This is a genomic window from Hymenobacter properus (assembly GCF_015694735.1).
Classification (GTDB): Bacteria; Bacteroidota; Bacteroidia; order Cytophagales; family Hymenobacteraceae; genus Hymenobacter; species Hymenobacter properus.
In genome coordinates, this window is the sequence record NZ_JADQDP010000001.1 from 80,476 (window position 1) to 103,622 (window position 23,147).

The 23,147-nt window shown below is 60.9% G+C and carries 24 protein-coding genes; 4 read left to right on the forward strand and 20 right to left on the reverse strand.

Going from position 1 to position 23,147, the window contains the following annotated elements:
* Nucleotides 1–32: 32 nt before the first annotated feature.
* Nucleotides 33–1,334, reverse strand: coding sequence for a competence/damage-inducible protein A (locus I2I01_RS00380; RefSeq protein ID WP_196284444.1), 1,302 nt, complete (start codon nt 1,332–1,334; stop codon nt 33–35).
* A gap of 112 nt (nt 1,335–1,446) precedes the next feature.
* On the opposite strand from I2I01_RS00380, the gene I2I01_RS00385 reads away from it, so the two are divergent.
* Nucleotides 1,447–2,307, forward strand: coding sequence for a DUF4197 domain-containing protein (locus I2I01_RS00385; protein ID WP_196284445.1), 861 nt, complete (start codon nt 1,447–1,449; stop codon nt 2,305–2,307).
* A gap of 144 nt (nt 2,308–2,451) precedes the next feature.
* Here I2I01_RS00385 and I2I01_RS00390 read toward each other — a convergent pair whose 3' ends face one another.
* The 3 genes from I2I01_RS00390 to I2I01_RS00400 form a co-directional block, all read right to left on the reverse strand.
* Complete coding sequence (locus I2I01_RS00390; protein ID WP_196284446.1) at nt 2,452–2,811, reverse strand: hypothetical protein; 360 nt, start codon at nt 2,809–2,811, stop codon at nt 2,452–2,454.
* Nucleotides 2,812–2,990: 179 nt separating this feature from the next.
* A complete protein-coding gene (locus tag I2I01_RS00395) occupies nt 2,991–4,199 on the reverse strand; it encodes an N-acetyl sugar amidotransferase (RefSeq protein WP_196284447.1) in 1,209 nt (402 codons plus the stop codon).
* A 153-nt stretch (nt 4,200–4,352) separates the two neighbouring features.
* The gene (locus I2I01_RS00400) at nt 4,353–5,270 is read right to left on the reverse strand and encodes a carbon-nitrogen hydrolase family protein (protein WP_196284448.1); all 918 of its coding nucleotides are present in this window, start codon (nt 5,268–5,270) and stop codon (nt 4,353–4,355) included.
* Nucleotides 5,271–5,634: 364 nt separating this feature from the next.
* Between I2I01_RS00400 and I2I01_RS00405 the strand changes: the two genes are divergently transcribed.
* Nucleotides 5,635–8,265 (forward strand): valine--tRNA ligase, encoded by a 2,631-nt coding sequence (locus tag I2I01_RS00405; RefSeq protein WP_196284449.1) that lies wholly within the window; start codon nt 5,635–5,637, stop codon nt 8,263–8,265.
* A 73-nt stretch (nt 8,266–8,338) separates the two neighbouring features.
* Here the strand turns inward: I2I01_RS00405 and I2I01_RS00410 are convergent, their stop codons facing one another.
* Entirely contained in the window at nt 8,339–8,536 is a 198-nt protein-coding gene (locus I2I01_RS00410) for a hypothetical protein (RefSeq protein WP_196284450.1), read from the reverse strand.
* A gap of 110 nt (nt 8,537–8,646) precedes the next feature.
* A complete protein-coding gene (locus I2I01_RS00415; RefSeq protein ID WP_196284451.1) occupies nt 8,647–10,050 on the reverse strand; it encodes a dihydrolipoamide acetyltransferase family protein in 1,404 nt (467 codons plus the stop codon).
* 201 nt (nt 10,051–10,251) lie between these two features.
* On the opposite strand from I2I01_RS00415, the gene I2I01_RS00420 reads away from it, so the two are divergent.
* On the forward strand, nt 10,252–11,055 hold the full coding sequence (locus I2I01_RS00420) for an N-formylglutamate amidohydrolase (RefSeq protein ID WP_196284452.1): 804 nt from the start codon (nt 10,252–10,254) through the stop codon (nt 11,053–11,055).
* A gap of 31 nt (nt 11,056–11,086) precedes the next feature.
* Nucleotides 11,087–12,406, forward strand: coding sequence for a formimidoylglutamate deiminase (gene hutF, locus I2I01_RS00425; protein WP_196284453.1), 1,320 nt, complete (start codon nt 11,087–11,089; stop codon nt 12,404–12,406).
* Here hutF and I2I01_RS00430 read toward each other — a convergent pair.
* From I2I01_RS00430 to I2I01_RS00495, 14 genes are all read right to left on the reverse strand, one after another.
* A complete protein-coding gene (locus I2I01_RS00430; protein ID WP_196284454.1) occupies nt 12,393–12,785 on the reverse strand; it encodes a hypothetical protein in 393 nt (130 codons plus the stop codon). The genes hutF and I2I01_RS00430 overlap by 14 nt on opposite strands.
* Before the next feature lie 43 nt (nt 12,786–12,828).
* The gene (locus I2I01_RS00435; RefSeq protein WP_196284455.1) at nt 12,829–13,224 is read right to left on the reverse strand and encodes a hypothetical protein; all 396 of its coding nucleotides are present in this window, start codon (nt 13,222–13,224) and stop codon (nt 12,829–12,831) included.
* 42 nt (nt 13,225–13,266) lie between these two features.
* Nucleotides 13,267–13,653, reverse strand: coding sequence for a hypothetical protein (locus tag I2I01_RS00440; protein WP_196284456.1), 387 nt, complete (start codon nt 13,651–13,653; stop codon nt 13,267–13,269).
* Nucleotides 13,654–13,726: 73 nt separating this feature from the next.
* Nucleotides 13,727–14,044 carry a hypothetical protein gene (locus I2I01_RS00445; protein ID WP_196284457.1) on the reverse strand — a complete coding sequence of 106 codons (318 nt, stop codon included), beginning with the start codon at nt 14,042–14,044 and terminating at the stop codon, nt 13,727–13,729.
* 53 nt (nt 14,045–14,097) lie between these two features.
* The gene (locus I2I01_RS00450; protein WP_196284458.1) at nt 14,098–14,430 is read right to left on the reverse strand and encodes a hypothetical protein; all 333 of its coding nucleotides are present in this window, start codon (nt 14,428–14,430) and stop codon (nt 14,098–14,100) included.
* 161 nt (nt 14,431–14,591) lie between these two features.
* On the reverse strand, nt 14,592–15,935 hold the full coding sequence (gene accC / locus I2I01_RS00455) for an acetyl-CoA carboxylase biotin carboxylase subunit (RefSeq protein ID WP_196284459.1): 1,344 nt from the start codon (nt 15,933–15,935) through the stop codon (nt 14,592–14,594).
* Between the two features lie 126 nt (nt 15,936–16,061).
* Nucleotides 16,062–16,547, reverse strand: a complete 486-nt coding sequence (accB, locus tag I2I01_RS00460; RefSeq protein ID WP_196285531.1) for an acetyl-CoA carboxylase biotin carboxyl carrier protein — start codon at nt 16,545–16,547, stop codon at nt 16,062–16,064.
* 59 nt (nt 16,548–16,606) lie between these two features.
* A complete protein-coding gene (efp, locus tag I2I01_RS00465; RefSeq protein WP_196284460.1) occupies nt 16,607–17,170 on the reverse strand; it encodes an elongation factor P in 564 nt (187 codons plus the stop codon).
* A 137-nt stretch (nt 17,171–17,307) separates the two neighbouring features.
* The gene (locus I2I01_RS00470) at nt 17,308–18,318 is read right to left on the reverse strand and encodes a beta-ketoacyl-ACP synthase III (protein WP_196284461.1); all 1,011 of its coding nucleotides are present in this window, start codon (nt 18,316–18,318) and stop codon (nt 17,308–17,310) included.
* 150 nt (nt 18,319–18,468) lie between these two features.
* A complete protein-coding gene (gene plsX, locus I2I01_RS00475) occupies nt 18,469–19,410 on the reverse strand; it encodes a phosphate acyltransferase PlsX (RefSeq protein WP_196284462.1) in 942 nt (313 codons plus the stop codon).
* Nucleotides 19,411–19,527: 117 nt separating this feature from the next.
* The gene (gene rpmF / locus I2I01_RS00480) at nt 19,528–19,758 is read right to left on the reverse strand and encodes a 50S ribosomal protein L32 (RefSeq protein WP_196284463.1); all 231 of its coding nucleotides are present in this window, start codon (nt 19,756–19,758) and stop codon (nt 19,528–19,530) included.
* 69 nt (nt 19,759–19,827) lie between these two features.
* Nucleotides 19,828–20,361, reverse strand: a complete 534-nt coding sequence (locus I2I01_RS00485; RefSeq protein WP_196284464.1) for a YceD family protein — start codon at nt 20,359–20,361, stop codon at nt 19,828–19,830.
* Nucleotides 20,362–20,465: 104 nt separating this feature from the next.
* Complete coding sequence (gene pdxA / locus I2I01_RS00490) at nt 20,466–21,500, reverse strand: 4-hydroxythreonine-4-phosphate dehydrogenase PdxA (RefSeq protein WP_196284465.1); 1,035 nt, start codon at nt 21,498–21,500, stop codon at nt 20,466–20,468.
* Nucleotides 21,501–21,622: 122 nt separating this feature from the next.
* On the reverse strand, nt 21,623–23,080 hold the full coding sequence (locus I2I01_RS00495; RefSeq protein ID WP_196284466.1) for a leucyl aminopeptidase family protein: 1,458 nt from the start codon (nt 23,078–23,080) through the stop codon (nt 21,623–21,625).
* Nucleotides 23,081–23,147: the final 67 nt, after the last annotated feature.

Genomic DNA, 23,147 nt, shown 5'->3' on the forward strand with positions numbered 1-23,147 from the left:
CTGAGATTGTTCAGAGATGCCAAAAAAGTTATTTACACCCCCGCCAGCTGCTGCCGGAGCAGTGTGAGCACCTGTTGCGCGGCGTATTCCGTGTTCAGGGCCCGGCCGCGGTCCAGCACGTATTCGCGGCTGATGGTTTGCGTGGCATCGGCGTAGGCCAGGCACACGGTGCCCACCTTTTTGGTAGCGGTGGCGCCGCCGGGGCCGGCAATGCCGCTGGTGGCCACAGCCACGTCTACGCCCAGGCGGCGGCGGGCGCCCTCGGCCATCTCGCGCACGGTGGCCTCGCTCACGGCGCCGTACTGGGCCAGCGTTTCGGCGCGCACGCCCAGCTCTTCCTGCTTGATGTCGTTGTGGTAGGCCACGATGCCGCCGCGGAAGTAGCCCGAGCTGCCCGGCACGCTGGTAAGCCGCTGGGCCACCAGGCCGCCGGTGCAGCTCTCGGCCGTGCCCACGGTGAGGCCCTTGGCGAGCAGCAATTGGCCAATGGCGGCTTCGAGGGTGGTTTCTTCTTCGGCAAAAATGTACTCGCCGATGCGCTCGCGCAGGGCCGGCAACAGGGCCAGCATGCGGCCGCGCAGGTCGGGCTGGCCATCGGCGGTGCCCGTCAGGCGAAGGCGCACGGCCCCGAAGCTGGGCAGGTAAGCCAGCTTGATGTTGGCGGGCAGGGCGTCTTCCCAGTCTTCGATTTGCTTGGCCAGGAAGCTTTCGCCCAGGCCGGCCGTCATCACCACCACGTGTTCGATGGGGGCGAGGTGGAACTGGCTTTGCAGGCGGGGCAGCACGTGGTCGGTCATCAGGCGCTTCATTTCGAAGGGCACGCCGGGCATGCTCACAAACACGGTGCCCCGGTCCTCGAACCACATGCCGGGCGCGGTGCCCACCGCGTTGTGCAGTACCTCGCAGTTGGCCGGCACCAGCGCCTGCTGGCCGTTCACGTCGAGCATGGGCCGCTGGAATCGCTTGAAAATTTCCTCCACGTGGCGCAGCGTGGGCTCGTGCATCACCAGTTCGGTGCCGAAGTAGCGGGCCAGTACGTGCTTGGTGAGGTCGTCTTTGGTGGGGCCGAGGCCGCCGGTCATCAGCACCACCTGCGCCCGCTGCCGGGCCTGGTCGAGGGCGGCCACGATTTCATCGGCCCGGTCCGACACCGACGAAATCTGCCGCACCCGCAGGCCGATTTTGCCCAGCTCCTGGCCCATAAAGGCCGAATTGGTGTCCACCACCTGCCCGTAGAGCAGCTCGTCGCCGATGGTCATGATTTCGACATCGGGCGGGGCGGGCGCGGAACCAGGTTGAACGGCGGGAGCGGTATGGGAGGCGGGCGTGGGCATGTGTTTGGCGAAAAAATAGGTTTGGCCGCAAAATTGTCTTCAATTTGCGCAAGCGACGGTCCAAGGACAGCCACAGGGGCCATCCGGTTTTCCCGCCGCGTCAGTTTATTCCATGTTTACGCGCATTGCCGGTCCTTTGCTGGTAGTTGGCCTGCTGGCTGCTTCGTCGGCCCAGGCTCAGACCAAAACCACTACCAAGAAAACCACTACGACCAAAACTACCACCCAGACCGCAGCCCAAAAAGCCGCCGCGGCCAAAGCTGCAGCCGCCAAGGCCGCCGCCGATAAAGCAGCCGCCGCCAAGGCTGCGGCCGAAAAGGCTGCCGCTGACAAAGCTGCTGCAGCTGCCGCGGCCAAGCCCCTCACCGAGGCCGAAGCCAGCGCCGGCGTGAAGGAAGCCCTCAACAAGGGCATCATCAAAGCGGTGCAGTTCGCCTCTGAGCCTGATGGTTATAATGCCAACGACGACATTCACATTCCCACACCGCCCGACCTTGACTTGGTGAAAGGCACCATCGGTCGCCTGCCCGGCATGACCAAGCTGTTCGAAACGTTCGAAACCCAGCTCAACCGCGCCGCCGAGGCCGCCGCGCCCAAAGCCAAAGACATCTTCCTCAACGCCCTCACCAACATGAGCTTCACCGACGCCATCACGCTGGTGACGAGCAGCCAGACCGATGCGGCCACGCAGTTCCTGCGCAAGTCGACGCAGGCACAGCTGGTGTCGGCTTTCCACCCCGACATTGAGGCCGCCATCGACCAGGTGGGTGCCGGCCGGGCTTACGCCACCATCACCAACACCTACAACAAAATTCCGCTGCAGCAGCCCGTCACCCTCAGCCTGGCCGACTACACCACCCAGAAAGCCGTGGACGGTCTGTTTATCCTGTTGGCCAACGAGGAAGCCAAAATCCGCAAAAACCCAGCTGCCCGTACCAGCGACATCCTTAAGTCGGTGTTCGGCCGAAAGTAAGGGTAAAGCGTAGTCGGTACTGGGTAGTCAATATTTAGACCACGAAAAAGGCCCCGCCTGGATTTTCCGGGCGGGGCCTTTTCTGTCAATGGATTGGCGGCAAGTAGTTTGATTACTGCTTACTCTATGCAGACTACCAAAATCCTAGTAATCGTCGTCTTCGAAGCTGCTGCGGCGGCCGCCGCGGCCGCTGGAGTAGCCTTCGTCGTCATCATCGTCGTCGCCGAAATCATCGTCGTCATCATCGTCGAGGCTGGTGAAACCGCCGCGGTCGGAGTTCTCGGCGCGCTCGGCCTCCACAAATTCCTCTTCCGTCATGTTGGCCAGGTCCAGGGCTTCGTCGTGCGAGGAGCCAGTGTCGGTCCACATCAGGTAGTCGGCGTATTTGGCCGAGAGGCGGTCTTCGGAATTGCCGAGGGCGGAAGCGCCGCCTTTCTTGGCGTAGGAGTCCAGGTTGTCGTCGTCGTCGAGCAAGTCGTCGTCCAGGTCGTCGTCATCTATCATGGCCGGGGCGGAGGGTGGTTGAGGTGAAAAATAAGGCCGAATCGGTAGTGGCGAAGATACGTCAGTCGCACTTTTTCGGTTGGCTTCAAGGCGCAATTTTACGGCGAAAAAATAACCTGAAGCCTCATTAGGGGCCTTTTTGCGCTTCTGTTTTCCGGTGCCTCAGTTCCTTGCCCCGCTCAGGTGCCGCAGTTAAAATACTTGTCGTAGGCCGATTCCGGAATCAGGTTGAGCCGGCTCATCAACTTGATGGGCAGGCGGAACAAGCGGAGCAAGGCGTAGCTGTTCGGGTAGTCGTGAAAGGTCTTCGGCGGGGCCGAAACTATCTGCTCGAATTCAGTTCGCGTGAGACCCAGGCGCTTGATGCACAAGGAAATGACCGTTTCGTCCTCGATGGAATTGATGTGGGAAATGCGGTCCAAGGCCACTTCCCGGCTCATTTGGCCCGAGCGCACCAGCGCCGAGTAGTTGAACAGCCGCCGGTCGATGTTGAACTTGACGCGGTTGAGGTAGTAAATCAGGCTTTGGTAGAGGTCGTCGGCGTAGTGGGCGCCGGGGCTCTTCCAGTCCAGCTCGCGCACCAGCAGCTCATCTACCTCCGTGCGCACGTAGTCGAGATGGTAAAGCAGCGTCACGGTTTTGATGCGGCGCAGAAAAGCGTAGTAAAACATTTCCTTCACGCCCAGATTAAAGCCCGGGTCGGCCGGCTTCCACGGGCGCAGGGGCACGGTGCCGAACTGCTTGTGCACGGCGCGCAGGTACTTGCCGTCCAGGAAGTTCCAACTCAGCGGTGCAATACCCTCGGTGCGAAACGACTGGCCGATGACCAGGTGCTGCACGCCTTCCTTAGCCGCCACGCCGTAGAGGGCGGTGGCAATGCCCAGGTCGGTGCCTTCTTCCATGTCGGGCACGGAAGCTTTCAGGAACGCAATTTTCAGGTCCTTCGACTCGCGCCAGTCTGAGGTGATGGTGCGTAGCTCTACGCCCAGGCGCTGGCAGGCACGCACCATGTTTTCGCCGGCCACGGGGTTGCCAAAGCCGTCGTTGAAGTGCACCGCCAACGGGCGCAGCTTGAGCTGCGTGACGCAGTACCACAGGGTGTAGGAGCTGTCGCGGCCGCCGCTCACGCCCAGTACGCAGTCGTAGCGCCGGCCGCGGCCGGCACGCCGCATCTCGTCGGCCAGGCGCTGCACGGTTTTCAAGCCGGCTTCGCCCGTCGGGAAAGCCTGCTCCATGCGGTCGTGCACGTCGCAGAAAGAGCAGGTACCCGCTTCATTAAAGGTTATACCGGGCACGGTGGTATCCATCACGCAGCGCGTGCACCGTTGATGGTCATGCAGTTGCGAGGCCAAAATGGGGTCTTCGGCAGGATGTACTTGTGTAAGCAAAGGGAAGGAGGCTAGAGGTGGGAGCTACGGAAGGAAGGGGTGGGTAGCAGCCGCTAAAAGCAATAGGAAAGAGCGAAAAACCGGATGATAGAAGATAATTAGAAAGAGAAGAAGGGAAACTGCGCACCGGCGGGCGGGGCTGATACGCAATAACTAGGGCAACTGGTCGAAGCGGTAGCCCTTGCGCTGCAGCATCAGGCCGATGTCGGTGCCGCGCTCGGGGCGGTGGGGGCGGTTTAAGTCTGCTACCACCAGCTCGCCCGCAAACTCATTGAAGGTTCCCTGCGCCTGCACGCCGTGGGCATCTACTGCCAGCGAGCAACCCACGCTTTTCTTGCCCTCGTAGGGCCCGCCCACGATGTAGCCCACGGAGGTGGTGCTGACCACCACCACATTGTAGAGCTTGGCGAGAATGGAAAAGGGCTTCACCCATTTCTCCTGGTAGGGGTCGTTTTCCTCCGTGATGGAGTAATCGACCGTCCACGAGGCCGGCGCAATGATGAACTCGGCGCCCATGCGGGCCAGGGTGTGGCCGATGGGCAGGCCGTCGAGGTAGTTGTCGGCGCATACGTTCACGCCGATTTTGCCCAGAGGCGTATCCACCACGTTTAGCGTCTGGCCCACTGCGTAGAAGGGCTGCTCCACCGCCAGCAGGTTGATTTTGTGATATTTGACAATAATCTGGCCTTGCGGGTCGATGAGGATGGCGGCGTTGTAGTTGCGGCCGTCGGGCGCACGCTCGGTGAGGCCGGCGCACACGTAGAGGCCATGCTCGGCCGCGGCCTGGCACAGCACGTCGCTAAAAGGGCCCGGAATGGGCTGGGCTTCGTAGAGGGCGCTGGGGTGCGTCCAGGCAAAGTCGAGGGTTTCGGGCAGCAGCACGAGGTCGCACTTTTGCGCGGCGGCCTGGGCAATTTGCTCCACGGCGCGCGCCAGGTTGCGCGCAGGCTCACCGCCCTCCACCAGCAACTGCCCCATGCCCACGCGGATGGTGCCCAGCGGCGCCGGCACCTCTTGGGGAGGAGCGGCTGCAACGGGAACCGATTTGCGAAACGAGAAAAGCGCGGCCATTACCTATAAGGGAAGAAAAAGCGGACGAAATTTGAAGTAAGTTACAACTAGGAGATTAAACTCTGAATGCTTTTCACGGTCGCCAACCAAAGGTAAACGCCGAAAGCACGCATCAGATTAAATAGCCATTAAAAGCAATAATACCCTGTTTAAGTTAAATAAATGAAGCTTAGTGCGTGTTGGCCAAAGGCTTGGTGAACCGTGAAACAGGATATGCCATTGACGCAGAGGGCAGGATGATGAACTTTATGTGAAGTAGGAAAATGCTGCTTTAAAATCGGGATTCTGCTACGCCACCCAGGCCAACGCCCAGCCCCGGCGTTCTGCTGCCTATTTTTGCCCTTTCTGCTTCTTTTATTTTCCCATGTCTCTCGCCACCACCTACTCGCCCACCGACGTTGAAGCCAAATGGTACCAGCGTTGGCAGGAGCAAGGCTTCTTCAAAGCCAAAGCCAACCCCAAAAAGACGCCCTACACCGTAGTCATCCCGCCGCCCAACGTGACAGGTGTGCTCCACATGGGGCACATGCTCAACAACACCATTCAGGACGTGCTGGTGCGCCGCGCCCGCATGCAGGGCAAGGAGGCCTGCTGGGTGCCCGGCACCGACCACGCCAGCATTGCCACTGAGGCCAAAGTGGTGGCCTTGCTCAAGGAACAAGGCATCAGCAAGTCAGACCTCACCCGCGAGCAATTCCTGAGCCACGCCTTTGCTTGGAAAGACAAGTACGGCGGCATTATCCTGGAGCAGCTCAAACAGCTTGGCGCTTCCTGCGACTGGGACCGCACGCGCTTCACCATGGAGCCGGAGCTGACCGAGGCCGTGCTGCGCGTGTTTGTCGATTTGTACAATAAGGGGCTGATTTACCGCGGTATCCGCATGGTGAACTGGGACCCCGAAGGCCGCACGGCCATCTCCGACGAGGAGGTGATTGCCAAAGACGTGCAGGCCAAGATGTACTACCTGAACTACGCCATAATAGGGCAGGAGGGCCAGTTTCTGACCGTGGCTACGTCGCGACCAGAAACCATCATGGCCGACGTGGCCGTGGCCGTGAACCCCAACGACCCGCGCTTCGCCCATTTGACCGGCCAGAAAGTGCGCATCCCGTTGTTGGGCCGCGAGATTCCGGTGATTTTCGACGAGTACGTGTCGATGGATTTCGGCACGGGCGCACTGAAAGTGACGCCTGCCCACGACCTGAACGACTACGAACTGGGCGTGAAGCACAACCTGCCGGTCATCGACATTCTGGCCGACAATGGCACGCTCAACGAGAAGGCCGTGCTCTACGTGGGGCAGGACCGGTTTGCCGTGCGCAAGCAGATTGCCAAGGATTTGCAGGAAGCCGGGCTGCTGCAGAAAGTAGAGGAATACGCCAGCATCGTGCAGACGTCGGAGCGCACCAAGGCCGTGATTGAGCCCAAGCTCTCGATGCAGTGGTTCCTGAAAATGGAACACTTGGCCAAGCCTGCACTCGAAGTGGTAGAAAACGACACCGTGAAGCTGCACCCGGCCAAGTTCAAGAACACCTACCGGGCGTGGATGGAGAACGTGCACGACTGGTGCATCTCGCGCCAGCTCTGGTGGGGCCAGCAGATTCCGGCCTACTATCTGCCCGATGGCACCTTCGTGGTGGCACTCACCGCGGAGGATGCGCTGGAAAAAGCCCGCGCGCAGAGCGGCAATGCGGAGTTGCAAGCCAGCGACCTGCGCCAGGACGAGGACGTACTCGATACATGGTTTTCGTCGTGGCTGTGGCCGATTTCAGTGTTCGACGGCTTCAAGGACCCCGATAACGCTGACATCAACTATTTCTATCCCACCAACGACCTGGTGACGGGGCCGGACATCCTGTTTTTCTGGGTGGCCCGCATGATTATGGCCGGCCTGGAGTACCGCCAGGAGGTGCCGTTCAGGAACGTGTACCTCACCGGCATTGTGCGCGACAACCAGGGCCGCAAGATGAGCAAGCAACTCGGCAACTCGCCCGACCCGCTCGACCTCATCGCCCAGTACGGCGCCGACGGCGTGCGCACGGGAATGCTTTTCTCGGCCCCGGCCGGCAACGACCTGCTCTACGACGTGAAGCTGGTGGAGCAGGGCCGTAACTTCTCCAATAAGCTCTGGAACGCCTTCCGCCTCGTGAAAGGCTGGGAGCCAGATGCGTCGCTGCCTTTTGCAAATGAAAAGGCCGTGACCTGGTTCAACGCCAAGCTGCAGGCCGCCATCGTGGAGATGGACGACCATTTCGAGAAGTTCAGAATGTCAGATGCGCTTATGACCATCTACAAGCTGACCTGGGACGACTTCTGCGCGCAGTACCTGGAGATGGTAAAGCCGGCCTACCAGCACCCCATCGACGCCGAGACGCTGCGCCACACCGTCGGCTTCCTCGAAACGTTGCTCAAGCTACTGCACCCCTTCATGCCCTTCATCACCGAAGAGTTGTGGCATGAACTGGCCGAGCGCGGCCCCCGCGACTACGTGACCGTGGCCCCCTGGCCCCGCGCCACCGCGCCCGCCAACAGCGCCGAAACCCTAGCCAACATGGATAAGGCGCTGGCCATCGTGGCCGGTATCCGCACCGTGCGCAACCAGAAAAACCTCGGCCCGAACAAACCCCTCACGCTGGTGGCCAAAACCGACGAGCCGCAACTGCTGGCCGACTACGATGGCATTATCCGCAAGCTGGGCGGTATCTCGGAGGTGAGCCTGGCCGAGGCCGGCCCTGCTGCCTCGGTGAGCTTCGTGCTGGGCGGCAGCGAGTTCTTCATCCCGCTCGAAGGCCACATCGACATGGCCGCCGAGCGCGCCCGTCTCGAAAAAGACCTGGAGTACGCCCAGGGCTTCCGCGACTCGGTGCTCAAGAAGCTGGGCAACGAGAAATTCGCCCAGAATGCCAAGCCCGAAGTATTGGAAAAGGAACGACAGAAACTGGCCGACGCCGAAACGAAAATCGCCGCGTTGGAACAGGCGCTGAAGGGAATGTAATTATTCAGGCAGAGTCATAAAAAAGCCGCTTCCTAATGCAGGAAGCGGCTTTTTTGTGCGGTTAAGTTTTGCCTTACTGCGGAATACCGCCCGGCTGCTTCTTCTGCAGCGGCGCCAACTGATTCTGGAGCTGAAAGGTTACTTTCTGGCAATCGGTGAAGCGTTGTTCGGCTTGCTGCAAGGCTTTTTCGGTGGCGGTGAGTTGCTGGTATAAGTAACCGATGAGGCCCAGCGCCAGCAGCAGCGCACCGATAAACAGGAGGTTTTTCATGATTGTGATATAAAAACTGTCATCCTGAGCGCAGCGAAGGACCTTATCACGTCAGAATGTTCCAACGTGATAAGGTCCTTCGCTGCGCTCAGGATGACAGGACGGTTTCCTTAGATGGCCGTATTAGGGTCGAACTGCTCAAGGTAATCGGCCACGCGGCGCACGAACATGCCGCCGAGTGAGCCGTCGACTACGCGGTGGTCATAGCTGTGGCTCAGGAACATGAAGTGGCGGATGCCGATGAGGTCGCCCTGCGGTGTTTCAATCACGGCGGGCTTCTTTTTAATAGCGCCCACGGCCAGGATGGCCACTTGCGGCTGCATGATGATGGGCGTACCCATCACGTTGCCGAACGAGCCCACGTTGCTCAGTGTGTAGGTGCCGCCTTCGAGGTCGGCGGGGGTGAGCTTGTTGATGCGGGCGCGGTTGGCCAGGTCATTCACCTTCTTAGTGAGGCCGTTGAGGTTAAGCTGGTCAGCGTTGTGGATGACGGGCACAATTAGGTTGCCCGAGGGCAGGGCTACGGCCACGCCGATGTTGATGTCGCGCTTCTTGATGATGTAGTCACCGTCCACCGACACGTTGATGTTCGGGAAGTCCTGAATGGCGCGCGCCACGGCCTGAATGAAGATGGGCGTGAAGGTCAGGTTTTCGCCCTCACGCTTCTTGTAGGCGTCCTTGTGCTTGTTGCGCCAGTTCACGATGTCCGTCACGTCGGCTTCCACGAAGCTGGTGACGTGGGGCGAAATGCGCTTCGAGTCCACCATGCGCTGCGCAATCATCTTGCGCATGCGGTCCATCTCAATGAGTTCCTGGCCCCCGCTCACGCTGGGCGCAGGTTTCGAGGCAGTGGCAGGCTGCGGGGTGCTGGCGGCAGGTTGTGCGGCCGGAGCGGGCTGAGGCGCAGCTTGCGGCTGGGCGGCCGGGGCTGACGCGGCGGGAGCCGATGCGGCCGCTTTCGGGCCCAGGGCGGGCTTGCCGGCAGCCACGTAGTCCAGAATGTCCTTCTTGGTAACGCGGTTTTCCTTGCCGGTGCCAGGCAGGTATTCAAGGTCGGCCAGGCTCACGCCTTCTTCGCGGGCAATGCTGAGCACGAGCGGCGAGAGGAAGCGGCCAGGCTGGTGCTCGGCGCCATTGAGGGCCGGCTGGGCGGCCGGAGCAGCGTTGCTGGTGGGCAGATAAGGCACTTCGGCAGCGCCAGCATCGGGGGCGCTGCCGTTGCTGGCCGGGGCGGCGGAGGCAGCGGCCGGGGCCGAAGCGCCAGCGTTGGCGGCATCGGTTTCGACCACTGCAATCGGGGCGCCCACGGCCACTACCTGGCCTTCCTGCACCAGAATTTCCTGGAGCACGCCGGCGTGGATGGCAGGCACTTCAGTATCCACTTTGTCGGTGGCTACTTCCAGCACCGATTCGTCCTGTTCAATCGTGTCGCCGACTTGTTTGAGCCATTTCAGGACGGTGCCTTCCATGATGGATTCGCCCATCTTGGGCATCGTCATTTCCACTCGTGCCATAGGTAAGGAGGAGGTTTGGGAGTAATTGGGGGTGGGGTGGGAGTTTAGAGCCGCAAAGGTAGCCCAAAAGCCGAACGCCCCCGCCGTGCATGTAAATGGATATTTTGCCCACCAAAAACGCAGCGCCGGGCCCGGGTTTGCGGCACTACTTTTACGCGCGAATTCCCGCTTCAGGCAACCACCCTCGGCCTCAGAACCATCATGCCGCTTTTTGACCTCACCCGCCCCAGCACGCCGCTCCTGCCCATCGTCATCAGCGTACCCCACGCGGGCATAGCGTTTCCCGCCGACATCCAAGCCGAGCTAAAGCCGAGCTTGCTGCCGCCCGACGATACCGATTGGTTTGTGCACCAGCTCTACGACTTCGCCACCGAATTGGGCTTGCCCATCATTAAAGCCAACTACAGCCGCTGGGTGGTCGACCTCAACCGCAACCCCGACAGCAGCCCGCTCTACCACGACGGCCGCGTGCTCACAGGCCTTTGCACCAGCACCACCTTTCTGGGCGAGCCCATTTACCGCGACGAGCGTGCCGAAGTAGCCCCCACGGAAGTAGCTCGCCGCAAATCCCTCTACTTCGGACCCTACCACGCAGCCCTGCAACAGTTGCTAGACGAAACCAAAGCCCAATTCGGCCAGGTGCTGCTCTGGGACTGCCATTCCATCCGGCGGGTAGTTTCGGCCATCCACAATGGCCCGTTCCCGGACCTCATTCTGGGCAGCGCCGATGAAACGTCGGCTTCGCAGCCGCTGATTGAACAGGCCCTGCAGCAGCTTGGCAGCGGGCGGTATTCGCTCAGCCACAACACCCCGTTCAAGGGGGGCTACATCACCCGGCACTTTGGCCGGCCCGAGGCAAAGCAGCACGCGCTGCAGCTGGAAATGTCGAAAGACGTGTACATGGACGATGCCGAGCAAGCTTACGACCCAGCCCGGGCCGAGCAAATTCGTGCTGTGCTGCGCCGCACCTTGCGCACGCTGGGCGAGTCCCTTCGCACCGCTTAACTCCTGAAAATCCCTGCCTGCTTTGTTGGCTATGACTTATTACCAATTTTCTTCCCTGCTGCTGCAAGACGGCTGGCTCAGCCCCGCCTATGTAGGTGTCAATGCGCAAGGCATCATCGAATATCTGTCGCAGGAACCACCTGTCGGCTTCGAAATCAGCATCGAAAAGGTGGAGGGCGCCGCCCTGCCCGGCTTCCAGAACGCCCATTCGCACGCCTTTCAGTACGGCATGGCGGGGCACGCAGAGCAACACGTACCCGGCACGCGCGACGACTTCTGGAGCTGGCGTGAGGCCATGTACGCCTGCGCCGAAACCTTCAGCCCCGAACAGAACGAGCAGGTAGCTACCACCCTCTACCGCCATTTGCTGCGCAATGGCTACACCACCGTGGTCGAGTTCCACTACTTGCACCACGACCCAACCGGCCGCCCCTACGCCAACCTGGCCGAGATGGGCGAACGCCTGGTGGCTGCCGCCCGCACGGCCGGTATCAAAATCACGTTGGTGCCGGTGTTTTACCAAAAGGGTGACTTCGGCCGCGAGCCCGCGCCCCGGCAGCGGCGCTTCATCTCGCCCACGCTCGATGATTATCTAAAGCTGTTGGATGCCAGCCGCCCGGCCGTGGCCGCCTACGAGCGAGCCAACCTGGGCTTCGGCGTGCATTCGCTACGGGCCGTGGAAGCGGCCGACGTGCTGGCCACCCACGCCCAAGGACCTAAGGACTTACCCTTCCACCTGCACGCCGCCGAGCAAACGCTGGAAGTGGAGCGTAGCCTGGCCCACCTTGGCGCCCGCCCCGTGGAGTGGCTGCTCGACAACCTGCCCCTCAACGAGCGGTTTCACCTCGTGCACTGCACCCACCTCACCACCGACGAAACCACTCATCTGGCCCAGTCGGGCGCGAATGTGGTGCTCTGCCCCGGCACCGAAGGCAACCTCGGCGACGGCATTTTCTCCCTCGTTGACTACGCCGAAGCCGGCGGCCATTGGTCCATCGGCACCGACAGCCACATCAGCCTCAATCCGCTGGAAGACCTGCGCTGGCTCGACTACGGCCAGCGCCTCATCCATCGCCGCCGCAACATCTTTGCCGACGGCGCCTCGGTGCTGGTCGATAAAACCTTCTTCGCCGGCCACCGCGCCGCCGGCCGCACCCCCGTTAACTACTTCGCCCTGGGCCAGCCCCTCGATGCCGTGGTGTACGACCTGAAGCAGCCGCTGCTGGCCCAGGCCGGCCCCGCCCACCTGCTGCCTGCCCTCGTCTACACCACCGACCCCACAGCCATCCTCGGTACATTGGTGGATGGGCAGTGGGCCTACCGTGCGGGAGAGGAGGCTAGCGTACGGTGAATTTGAACGTGTAAAAGCCCACGGCCCTATTCGGGGCCGGGCTGTTGGTTGTGAATTGAACCGTCTGCAAAGCCTGTCGACAAGTGGCTTCCTGCTTCGCCGACATGTTGCTGGAAACAGTGGTAATCGAATCGAGCGTGCCCGTTGAGTTGACAACTACCCGGAAGCGAATAGTGCCGGGCTTTTCATCCACAAATTCCGGTTTTGGCACCGAAGCGAAGTACCAGCCCGTTTGGCTTAGCTCCGGCCCCGGGCGCCCGCCGCGCCGGATGTCGGCAGCTGATGGCTGCGCCGGCAATTGGCTGGGAGGAGCCAGCGTTTGGGCGGCGACTTCCTGATGTGTGGCGGCTATTCCTAAAAGGAGTAGATAATATTTCATTGCGGAGCAAAGAAGCGTGTTCAGTTGAATGCGGATAGAAGCTTTACCGACCAAGCGTAACGTCTTCCGCCGTACGATGGAAATGTTTGCGGCGCAGCTTGCGGCGAATATCCGGCGGTAGTCCGCTGCCTTCGTTGTAGCGTTGGAGTACCATAGCTTCATTCTCAGGACTGTAATAGGCTGCCTTCATCATTCCAACGGTTGTAAACGCGGTGTTGCCTAATGCGTCTTGCCGCGCTTCCTGGGCTGTTGGGGGCGAATGTCCTAGGTAATTCGCATCAGTCGTTTCGCGGCTGCCAGCCGATTGTAGGCCCCGTGCCGCCGCTCGTTTCTCCCGAAACAGTTTGTGCACGGCAAACACCGTGTCGCGCCTTTGTCCGAGGCCGGGCAGCACGACACCCAGCAGCAACGCGCCGAGGAGAAGGAATTTCTTATTCATGATAAAGCGAGAGGATGCAGGCACCAGCAAAAGAACCACTGTTCACTTGAACGCGTGAAAGTATTTGGCCTTGAGCCGGCGGCGCACGTCTGGTGGCAGGGGCCAGCCCTGCTCGTAGCGCGTAGCGACGAGGGTTTCCCGGCTTTCGCTATAGCGGCTCAGTTGCCGCAGGTCGAGCGCCGTGGTTCCAATGCAAAGCAGCAGCAGTCCGCCCGAAAGGCCCGGCTGCTTGTAAGCCGCCGCCAGCCCGGCCCCCGCCAGGCCAGCCAGGCCCAGCGAGCCGCCCTTCAAGGCGCGCTGCCGCCGGTCCCGAAACAAGTTGTGCACGGCGTAGGCCGAATCGCGCACCGGGCGCGGCGCAGGTGCTTCCTGAGCTTGCGCCAGATGAGTATTGAGACAGAGGCAGAAGAGCAGACATCGGAGCAGCATCGCACAAAATAAAGGCCGGAACTCTCATCGGAGTCCCGGCCATGGCGAGGGGTTGCAAGGGATTAAAAGGCCCCTATTTTTCCACGGTTATTTGTGGGATTCCCTCTTCGGTTAAGTCGCCGCCCGTGGCAGCGGCCTCCGTGCGGTAGGTGGTGAAGCAGATTTTGGAATTTTTCGCAAACCGGCTGCTGGGGTCGTTTATAATGACAACATGCGGAAAGGTGCCAAATTCCTTGCCCTCGTAGAGCAAAGTCTTCTGAATGCCGAGGTCGGGCTTGTTCACCACGTCCACGTAGATGCGCCGGCCGGCACCGTTGGGCCCTGGCTTGGCAAACAGCACCGTGGTTTCGATGTTGCCGTTGCAGGCGTCGGAGCAGGCGGTGAGAAGCATTCCCGCACAGAGCCCAAGGGCTGTCAGGAGTTTTGGGTAATAAGCGTGCTGGCTCAATCTAGTGGGGGTTTAATCGTGCCAATGGCCGGCAAGTCGGACTGATTATAGTACTCTTGCCGTTGCTCCGTGTCGCAGGAATGGAACAGCAGCCCCAGCCACACAAACGCGCCTAGCCCTCTAAAATGCTGCATTTGCCATGCCCGCAATGGCCCTGGTTCTGTGAGGCGTTTAAGCAGTATCCAGCCCAGCAGGGGCGAAATAAGGGCTAGATACAAGGGCCAGTTTTCGCCCTTGTATTCCAGTTGCCAGCTTTCCGGGTGGGGGTTGTCATTCAGGCTTACCCAGGCAGCAGTGTGGGAGTAGCCGCTCACAATGGGGTTTTGCATGACGGCTGTTTGGGTCAGCGAAACCAGGATGAACAGCAGCCCCCAAATGATGGGCGCCATTGCCAACTGCACACCTCCCAATTCACGGTGGCTATACAGCCACCAGGCGTATCCAGCCAAGACTAAAAACCCGACGACCCATCCTTCCATCGGTCGTGCGCTTACAGCACCGAGAAATCAAATGTCTCCAGGAATTTCGTAGTGAAATTGCCGGCCTTGAAATCCTCGTTGTCCATCAGCGCCAGGTGGAAGGGAATGGTCGTTTTCACGCCTTCTACCACGAACTCGCTCAGGGCGCGCTTCATTTTCACGATGCACTCCTCGCGGCTCTGGGCCACGGTGATGAGCTTGGCAATCATCGAGTCGTAGTTCGGCGGGATGGTGTAGCCCGCGTACACGTGCGTATCGACGCGCACGCCGTGGCCGCCGGGGATGTGCAGCGTGGTAATCTTGCCTGGGGTTGGGCGGAAGCCGTGGCGCGGGTCCTCGGCGTTGATGCGGCACTCCATGGCGTGGAGCTGCGGCAGGTAGTTCTTGCCCGAAATCGGAATGCCCGCCGCCACTTTAATCTGCTCCTTGATGAGGTCGTAGGCCACCACTTCCTCCGTCACGGGGTGCTCCACCTGGATGCGGGTGTTCATCTCCATGAAGTAGAAGTCGCGGTTTTTGTCTACCAGAAACTCGATGGTGCCCACGCCCTCGTAGCCAATGCTGCTGGCGCCTTTGATGGCCGCCGCGCCCATTTTCTCGCGCAACGCGTCGGTCATGAACGGCGAGGGCGACTCTTCCACCAGCTTCTGGTGGCGGCGCTGAATGGAGCAGTCGCGCTCCGACAAGTGGCACACGTGCCCAAACTGGTCGCCCACCACCTGGATTTCGATGTGGCGGGGCTCCTCCACAAACTTCTCCAGGTACATGCCGTCGTTGCCAAAAGCAGCCTTCGACTCGGTGCGGGCGTCGTCCCAGGCCTTCTGGAATTCCTCGTCGGAGTTGATGACGCGCATGCCGCGCCCGCCGCCGCCAGCCGTGGCCTTCAGCATCACCGGGTACTTGATTTTGGCGGCGATTTTGCGGCCCTGCTCGGCGCTTTCCAGCAGGCCGTCGGAGCCGGGCACGCAGGGCACGCCGGCTTTTTTCATGGTGTCCTTGGCCGTGGCCTTGTCGCCCATCTTGTTAATCATCTCGGGCGAGGCCCCGATGAACTTGATGCCGTTTTCGGCGCAGATACGCGAGAACTCCGCGTTTTCGGAGAGGAAGCCGTAGCCGGGGTGAATGGCGTCGGCGTTGGTGATTTCGCAGGCCGCAATCAGGTTGGGCATGCTCAGGTAGCTGTCCTTCGAGGCCGGCGGCCCGATGCACACGGCCTCATCGGCAAACTTCACGTGCAGGCTTTCCTTATCGGCAGTCGAGTACACGGCCACCGTTTTGATGCCCATTTCCTTGCAGGTGCGGATAATGCGCAGGGCAATTTCGCCCCGGTTGGCGATGAGTATTTTCTTAAACATGTGGGTGGGATGTCAGGTGTATAAAACGGGTCATCCTGAGCGGAGCGAAGGACCTTATCACATTCGAACGGCTTCGTTCAGGCTGGATAAGGTCCTTCGCTGCGCTCAGGATGACGGACGTATTGACTATTCAATCAAAAACAGCGGCTGGTCGTATTCCACCGGCGAGGCATTCTCCACCAGCGCCTTCACGATGCGGCCGCTTTCCTCGGCTTCAATCTCGTTGAAGAGCTTCATGGCCTCGATGATACAGATAACTTGGCCTTTCTGCACCATGTCGCCCACCTGCACGAAGGGAGCCACGTCGGGCCCGCTGCTGCGGTAGAACGTGCCAATCATGGGGGCTTTCAGGGGCTTGTGGTTGCCACCGGCGGCCTCGGCCGAAGCTGCAGGCGCGGCAGGCGCGGCGGCAGCGGGGGCCGGGGCAGCCGCCGGAGCGGCCGGCGCGGGGGCCGCGGCAGGGGCAGTGTGCGCGGGGGCGGCGCTTACCACTTGCTTCACATTGGGCTCGCGCTGCACCGAGATTTTAAATTCTTCGGTTTCAATGTTGACCTTATTTAGGCCCGACTTGGCGATAAAATCGAGCAGCTCCTGGAGTTCTTTAGCTTTCATGGCAGCGTCCTTTTCCTTTTTGGGCGAGTTTGACATCTTGGTTAGCAGCTTTCGCTTGATTACTTCACGCGTTCCACGTAGCTGTAGTCGCTGGTTTTGATGCGGATTTTGGTATCCACGTCGATGAACAGCGGTACCTGGATGCGGGCGCCGGTTTCCACCGTGGCAGGCTTCAGCGTGTTGGTGGCGGTGTCGCCGCGCAGGCCGGGCTCGGTGTAGGTCACCACGAGGTCCACGGTGGTGGGCAGTTCGGCGGTGAGGGGCTGCTCGGTCTCGGCGTGCATGAGGATGGTCACGTCCTGGCCTTCCTTCATCAGGTCGGCGAAGGGCACCATTTCTTCGGGCAGCACCACTTGCTCAAAGTCGTCCTTGTTCATGAACGTGTAGCCGTAGTCGTCCTTGTAGAGGAACTGGTGCGGGCGCTGCTCCACGCGGGCCGTTTCCACCTTCACACCGGCGTTGAAGGTGTTGTCGATGGTGCGGCCGGTTTTGATGTTGCGCATCTTGGTGCGCACAAAAGCGGGGCCTTTGCCGGGCTTCACGTGCTGAAACTCGGTGATGACGTGCAATTCCCCGTTGTAGTTGAGAACGAGGCCGTTGCGGAAGTCGGCGGTTGATGCCATTGTGATTTAGCTTTTAGCGCGCAGCCGGTAGCTACTCGCTTTTTTGTGGGTGTTTTTATGAGTAGTTGTTTGAAAGCAATTGGCTATTAAACAACTAAAAATTTGTGTTGAGGGACAAAGCTAACAGCCAGCGGCCATTAGCTCTTGGCCACCTTGTCGCCATCATAGGCCCATTTCAGGTAGATGGAGCCCCAGGTGAAGCCGCCGCCGAATGCCGCCAGCACGAGGTTGTCGCCGCGGCGCAACTGGCCTTCGTAGTCGGCCAGGCACAGCGGGATGGTGGCGCTGGTGGTGTTGCCGTATCGGTCAATGTTGAGCATCACCTTCTCCGGCCCCACGCCCATGCGGTTGGCGGTGGCGTCGATGATGCGCTTGTTGGCTTGGTGGGGCACCAGCCAGGCCACGTCGTCTTTGCCGAGGTGGTTGCGCTCCATTACCTGGGCGGCCACATCGGCCATGCTTTTCACGGCAAACTTGAACACCGTGGCGCCTTCCTGGTAGATGTAGTGCTCCTTGCGGTCGATGGTATCGTAGGAGGGCGGACGGCGGCTGCCGCCGGCTTTCTGGTGCAGGTAGGGTTCGCCGCTACCGTCGGTGCGTAGCACCATGTCGAGCACGCCGAAGCCGTCGGTGCTGGGTTCGAGCAGCACGGCGGCCGCGCCGTCGCCAAACAGGATGCAGTTGGCGCGGTCGGTATAGTCTACAATGGCCGACATCTTGTCGGCTCCCACCACCACGACCTTTTTGTAAGTGCCCGCCTGAATGAACTGCGCGCCCGTCGCCAGTCCGTACAGGAAGCTGGAGCAGGCTGCGTTCATGTCGTAGCTAAAGGCATTGATGGCGCCCACACCGTTGGAAATGATGTTGCCGGTGGCCGGGAACAACATGTCAGGCGTCACGGTAGCGCAAATCAGCAGCTCGATATCCTCGGGGTTGGTGCCTGTTTTGTCCAGCAGATTCTGCACCGCTTTGATGCCCATGACGGACGTGCCCTGGTCGGTGCCCTTGAGAATGCGCCGCTCCCGGATACCGGTGCGCGACATAATCCACTCGTCGGTGGTGTCTACTAGCTTTTCAAGCTCGGCATTGGTCAGTACGTAGTCGGGCACGTAGGCACCCACGCCGGTGATGGCAGCAGTAATCTTCATACGGGCAAAAGTAGGCGGGGCGGGCGATAAATAGGAATCAGCGCCGCAAAAGGTCCGGTACCAAACACGGTAGGCACCGGAAAATGAGCAGGCCAGAGGCTAAAAAAAATCCGGCCGGAGCCGGAGATTTTCCGTGCCGGCCAGACTCGGCTACGACTTAAACGTGGCTTTAATCTGGTCGACAATACCGGAATCGGCCATTTGGAAACCCTGCACCAACATGTTGCAGATGGCCAGCGGCGTGCTGCTGCCGTGCCCAATGATGGCGTTGTCGTTGATGCCCAGAATAGGCGAACCACCGACGGCTTCGTAGTTGAATTTGGCAATGAACGGGTCCATCATGCCCTTGTGGTTCATGATGTCGTAGATGGATTCTGCCATCTTCAAAATCACGTTGCCCGTAAAGCCGTCGCACACGATGACGTCCGCCTTGTCGTCGAACAGGTCGCGGCCTTCGAGGTTGCCCACGAAATTCACGTGCGGGTTCACTTTCAGCAGCTGGTAAGCGGCTTGGGTATTGGGAGTGCCCTTGCCTTCTTCCTCGCCCAGGTTCATCAGGCCAACTTTGGGCTGGGCAATGCCCAGCACGTACTGCGCGTAGAGCGAGCCCAACTCGGCAAACTGTTCCAGCATCTCGGGCTTGCATTCGGCGTTAGCGCCTACGTCAAGCAAAATGCCAAACTCGCTGTTGAGCTTGGGCAGGAAGTTGGCGATGGCCGGACGCATCACGCCCGCCACGGGCTTCACCGTGAACATGGCGCCCACCAGCATGGCGCCGGTGTTGCCGGCCGAGCAAAACGCGTCGACCTCGCCGGCGTGCAGCATGCGGTAGCCCACGGCAATGCTGGAATCCTGCTTCTGCTGGAAGGCTTTGGCGGGGTGCTCGCCCATGTCGATGACCTGCGAGGCAGGCACAAATTCGAGGGCCGCGGCGGCTGGGCCGGCGGCTTGCAGCAAGGGTTGCACGGCATCGGCCTGGCCAATGAGGACGATGGAGGCCCGGCCCGCCAGTTGCTCGGCGGCCAGCAGGGCACCCGCCACGGCGGCTTGGGGGGCGTAATCACCGCCCATTGCGTCGAGGGCTATTTTCATGAACGAGGTGTTTGGGAAGGTCAGGAGAGGGTGTCAGGAACCACAAGTCCGGCCCCGCTGGCTTAAAAAAGGAGCGAAGCCGGACCGTGTGGTACCGCGAAGTAACAACCTGACGCGCTATTCGTCGTCGCCGGTGGCATCAGCCGCGGGCGCAGCGCTCACTTTCGTGTAGTTTTTGATGGCCAGTTGGCCGTTGTGGTACAGGTCGCCGTCTACTACGTAGGCCTTGTGGCGCAGGTGCAGCTCGCCCGTGTTGGGGCAGAGGGTCACGGCCTTAGGGGTGAGTTTGTAGTGGGTACGACGCTTGTCGCGAACGGCGGAAGAGGTGCGGCGCTTAGGATGTGCCATGGTTTCGGTAAATTATGATTTTTGAGTTTTAAGTGCGGAGTGGGAGAGCGACCCGGGGCGCTGACGGATTCAATTCAGGTTGCGCAGGGCGGCCCAGCGCGGGTCGGCCGGCTCATCGTCGTCGGGTCCCTCGTCTTCGTTGCGGGTCGAGAAAATGAGCTTGGTTTCGGCGTCGGGGTTGTCGTCGGCCTCGTTCTGGAAGCGCGGGTGCAGCTTCTTCATGGGCAGGGCCAGGCCGATGTAGTCGTAGAGGTGCTGGGCCAGCGGCAGGGTCTGGGTTTCAGGCGTGATTTGCAACACATTGTCGTCCAGCTCCTTGTTCTCATCGCCGAAACGCACCAGCAGCTGCTCCTCAATGTCGAGGGGCTGGTCGAACTCGTCGAGGCTGCGGTCGCAGGTGAGCTGCACAGTGCCGGTAATGTGGAAGTTGAGCGTCAGCAGACGCTCGGTTTTGATGAGCTCCACATCGGCATGCAGCTGGCCCTGCTCTACCAGCGGCTCCTCAAACAAGGCAAAAAAATCAGGACCCAACTCGAACTCGAAGTGGTGCGTTTTTAGCGCCAGCTTGGCCAGATTGATGTCGTATTTACTTTCTTTTTTCACGGGTAGCTGGATAGCAGGGGGCAAAAGTAGTGAAAATCCGCCTTTTTGCCAAAAATGGCAGCCAATTTCTCGTCAATAAGGCGCGTGTTTACCCGTCTTAAACGTTACCGAGCCGAGCGCGGCTGTGCATTTTCCCAACGTTGTTTCCAAACGTCGCAGGCCAGGTACACAGCCGCCCGGAAAGACGACTCATCGGCCCGGTACTGGCCGGCGAGTCCGTAGGCAGTGCCGTGGTCGGGCGAGGTGCGTACTACGGGCAGGCCGGCCGTGAAATTGACGCCGCGCTCGAAGGCCATGAGCTTGAAAGGAATCAGGCCCTGGTCGTGGTAGAGAGCCAGCGTGGCGTCGAACTGCCGGAACTGCTGGGTGCCGAAGTAGCCATCAGCCGGGAAAGGGCCGAGGACGAGGTGGCCGTCTTGCACGAACTGCTGGATGACTGGCGAAACCATCTCACCTTCCTCCTTGCCCAGCAGGCCATTTTCGCCGGCGTGGGGGTTGAGGCCGAGCACAGCAATGCGGGGCTTGAGAATGCCAAAGTCGTTTTTCAACGACTTCAAGAGCAGCGTGATTTTGGTGCGCAGCAGTTCCGCCGTGAGCTTGGCCGGTACATCCTTCAGCGGCACGTGGCCGGTGACGGTGGCAATGCGCAGACCAGCGTCCTCATCCACCAGAAACATGAGGCTCTCAGGCGCCTCAAAGAAGCTGGTGAGAAATTCGGTGTGGCCGGGGTAGCGGAAGTTGTCGGCCTGGGTGTTGTCTTTGCTGATGGGGGCCGTGACGATGGCATCGAGCTTGCCGGCCTTGAGGTCGCAGGCGGCACAGAGCAGGCTTTCGCGGGCGGCCGCGCCGGTGGCGGCCGAGGGCTGGCCGGGAGCGAGGGCAAAGTCCTCGTCCCAGCAGGTCACGGCGTTCAGGCGGCCAGGGGCAATGTCGGCCGCGTCGCGCAGCTGACGGAACTGCAGGTGCTCGGTATCGGCGGGGGTGGGGAAGTCGTCGAAAAGTGCGGTGGCCGTGCCGTAGATAACCGGCGTGCAGATTTTTAGCAGGCGTTCATCGAGCAGGGTTTTGTAAATGACTTCGGGGCCGATACCGGCGAGGTCGCCCACGGAGAAACCGAGGCGGGGGAGGTGTTGGGGCATTTTTTATTCTGTCATCCTGAGCGAAGCGAAGGACCTTATCCAAATCGCGCCCTCAGGGTAGGTTAATTCTGACAAAAGCAACCGTGATAAGATGCTTCCTTCGTCAGCATGACAACGATTTACTAGGCCAACTGCTTGGTCAGGAACTCATACAGCAGGCGCACGCCCACACCGGTGCCGCCCTTGCCGCGGTAGCTCTCGGGGGCGGTGAGGTAGGCCGGGCCGGCAATGTCGAGGTGAATCCAGGGGTAGCCGACGGCGAAGCGCTCCAAGAACTTGGCGGCCGAGATGTGGCCGGCTTCGCCCTTGCCGAGGTTGTTGATGTCGGCAATATCGGACTTGATGTGGTCGGCGTATTCGTCCCAGAGGGGAAACTCCACGAGGCGCTCGTGCACGGCGTAGCCGGCTTCGGCCAACTTTTGCAGGGTGGCGGGCTCGGCGGTGCCCATCGAGGCGCTGGCCTCGGTGCCGAGGGCGCGCACGGCGGCGCCGGTGAGGGTGGCCAGGTCGATGACCAACTCGGGCTCGTAGCGCTTGGCGAAGCTGAGAGCATCGGCCAGCAGCAGGCGGCCTTCGGCGTCGGTGTTGCGCACCTCCACGGTGAGGCCGGAGTGCATGGTGAGGACGTCGCCGGGGGCGTAGGCGAGGCCGCCGGGGCGGTTGTCGGTGGCGGGCACGAGGCCAATGACGTGCAGGGGCACTTGGTTTTTGGCCAGGGCGTAGAGCGTGCCGGCCACGGCCGCGCCACCGGCCATGTCGCACTTCATCATGTCCATGCTGTTGGGCGTGGGCTTGAGGCTCAGGCCGCCGGTGTCGAACACCACGCCTTTGCCCACCAGCACGTAGGGCTTCTCGTTCTGGGCGTTTTCGGGCTTGTACTCGAGGATGCTGAAAGTGGGCGGCTCGGGCGAGCCGAGGTTGACAGCGAGCAGGCCGCCCATGCGCAGGGCTTCAATTTTGGCCAGGTCGAGGATGTCGGTGGTGTAGCCGGCGCGGTCGCCAGCTTCGGCCATGCGCTCGGCAAACTGGACGGCGTTGAGCTTATTAAGCGGGGCGTTGACGAGGTCGCGGGCAAACTCCACGCCTTCGAGCAAGCCTTCAAGCTCGGTGATTTCGGCCACTGTGGCGCCATTACCCACCACGTACACCCGGGCCAGCGATGCCGGCTTCTGCGATTTTTCGTCGGTTTTGTAGCCTTCAAACTGGTAGGCACTCAGGGCCAGCCCTTCGGCCAGCAGCAGGGCGGCGTTGGAAGTGGCGCTGTGGTTTTCGATGAAAACCTCTTCCACCTTTTCGGCTTTCAGCTGCCCGTGTAGGGTGTGCCCGGCGCGGCGCAGCTGCTCGGCTACCTGGGCGGTGGTAGGCTTGTCGGCGAGCACCACGAAATAGTGGTGGTGGCTGAAGTGGTTGAGATGCACCAGCTTCTGGTCGTCGGCCAGGGCTTTTTCGACGTAGCGGGCGGCGGCTTCGGGCAGGTCGCCAGCGGCCGCGGCGGGAAGGCTAGTAGTGCCGTGGGGCAGAATGAATACCTGCGTGGACTGAGCCGGCGCGGCGGCGGCATGGGCAAGAGCGAGGGGCATGGACAGGTAAGACTGAGGTAATACGACCGCGAAGGTAGCCGCCGGGGCAGTTAAAAGTAGGAGGGAG

Coding starts and splice junctions, on each gene's coding strand:
- I2I01_RS00435 (WP_196284455.1), bottom strand. CDS start 13,224: ATGAATAAGAAATTCCTTCTCCTCGGCGCGTTGCTGCTGGGTGTCGTG.
- accB (WP_196285531.1), bottom strand. CDS start 16,547: ATGAAAGCTAAAGAACTCCAGGAGCTGCTCGATTTTATCGCCAAGTCG.
- plsX (WP_196284462.1), bottom strand. CDS start 19,410: ATGAAAATAGCCCTCGACGCAATGGGCGGTGATTACGCCCCCCAAGCC.
- I2I01_RS00415 (WP_196284451.1), bottom strand. CDS start 10,050: ATGGCACGAGTGGAAATGACGATGCCCAAGATGGGCGAATCCATCATG.
- I2I01_RS00390 (WP_196284446.1), bottom strand. CDS start 2,811: ATGATAGATGACGACGACCTGGACGACGACTTGCTCGACGACGACGAC.
- accC (WP_196284459.1), bottom strand. CDS start 15,935: ATGTTTAAGAAAATACTCATCGCCAACCGGGGCGAAATTGCCCTGCGC.
- I2I01_RS00385 (WP_196284445.1), top strand. CDS start 1,447: ATGTTTACGCGCATTGCCGGTCCTTTGCTGGTAGTTGGCCTGCTGGCT.
- I2I01_RS00410 (WP_196284450.1), bottom strand. CDS start 8,536: ATGAAAAACCTCCTGTTTATCGGTGCGCTGCTGCTGGCGCTGGGCCTC.
- I2I01_RS00470 (WP_196284461.1), bottom strand. CDS start 18,318: ATGAAGATTACTGCTGCCATCACCGGCGTGGGTGCCTACGTGCCCGAC.
- I2I01_RS00400 (WP_196284448.1), bottom strand. CDS start 5,270: ATGGCCGCGCTTTTCTCGTTTCGCAAATCGGTTCCCGTTGCAGCCGCT.
- I2I01_RS00450 (WP_196284458.1), bottom strand. CDS start 14,430: ATGCAAAACCCCATTGTGAGCGGCTACTCCCACACTGCTGCCTGGGTA.
- I2I01_RS00430 (WP_196284454.1), bottom strand. CDS start 12,785: ATGAAATATTATCTACTCCTTTTAGGAATAGCCGCCACACATCAGGAA.
- I2I01_RS00440 (WP_196284456.1), bottom strand. CDS start 13,653: ATGCTGCTCCGATGTCTGCTCTTCTGCCTCTGTCTCAATACTCATCTG.
- pdxA (WP_196284465.1), bottom strand. CDS start 21,500: ATGCCCCAACACCTCCCCCGCCTCGGTTTCTCCGTGGGCGACCTCGCC.
- I2I01_RS00445 (WP_196284457.1), bottom strand. CDS start 14,044: ATGCTTCTCACCGCCTGCTCCGACGCCTGCAACGGCAACATCGAAACC.
- I2I01_RS00420 (WP_196284452.1), top strand. CDS start 10,252: ATGCCGCTTTTTGACCTCACCCGCCCCAGCACGCCGCTCCTGCCCATC.
- efp (WP_196284460.1), bottom strand. CDS start 17,170: ATGGCATCAACCGCCGACTTCCGCAACGGCCTCGTTCTCAACTACAAC.
- I2I01_RS00495 (WP_196284466.1), bottom strand. CDS start 23,080: ATGCCCCTCGCTCTTGCCCATGCCGCCGCCGCGCCGGCTCAGTCCACG.
- I2I01_RS00380 (WP_196284444.1), bottom strand. CDS start 1,334: ATGCCCACGCCCGCCTCCCATACCGCTCCCGCCGTTCAACCTGGTTCC.
- I2I01_RS00405 (WP_196284449.1), top strand. CDS start 5,635: ATGTCTCTCGCCACCACCTACTCGCCCACCGACGTTGAAGCCAAATGG.
- rpmF (WP_196284463.1), bottom strand. CDS start 19,758: ATGGCACATCCTAAGCGCCGCACCTCTTCCGCCGTTCGCGACAAGCGT.
- hutF (WP_196284453.1), top strand. CDS start 11,087: ATGACTTATTACCAATTTTCTTCCCTGCTGCTGCAAGACGGCTGGCTC.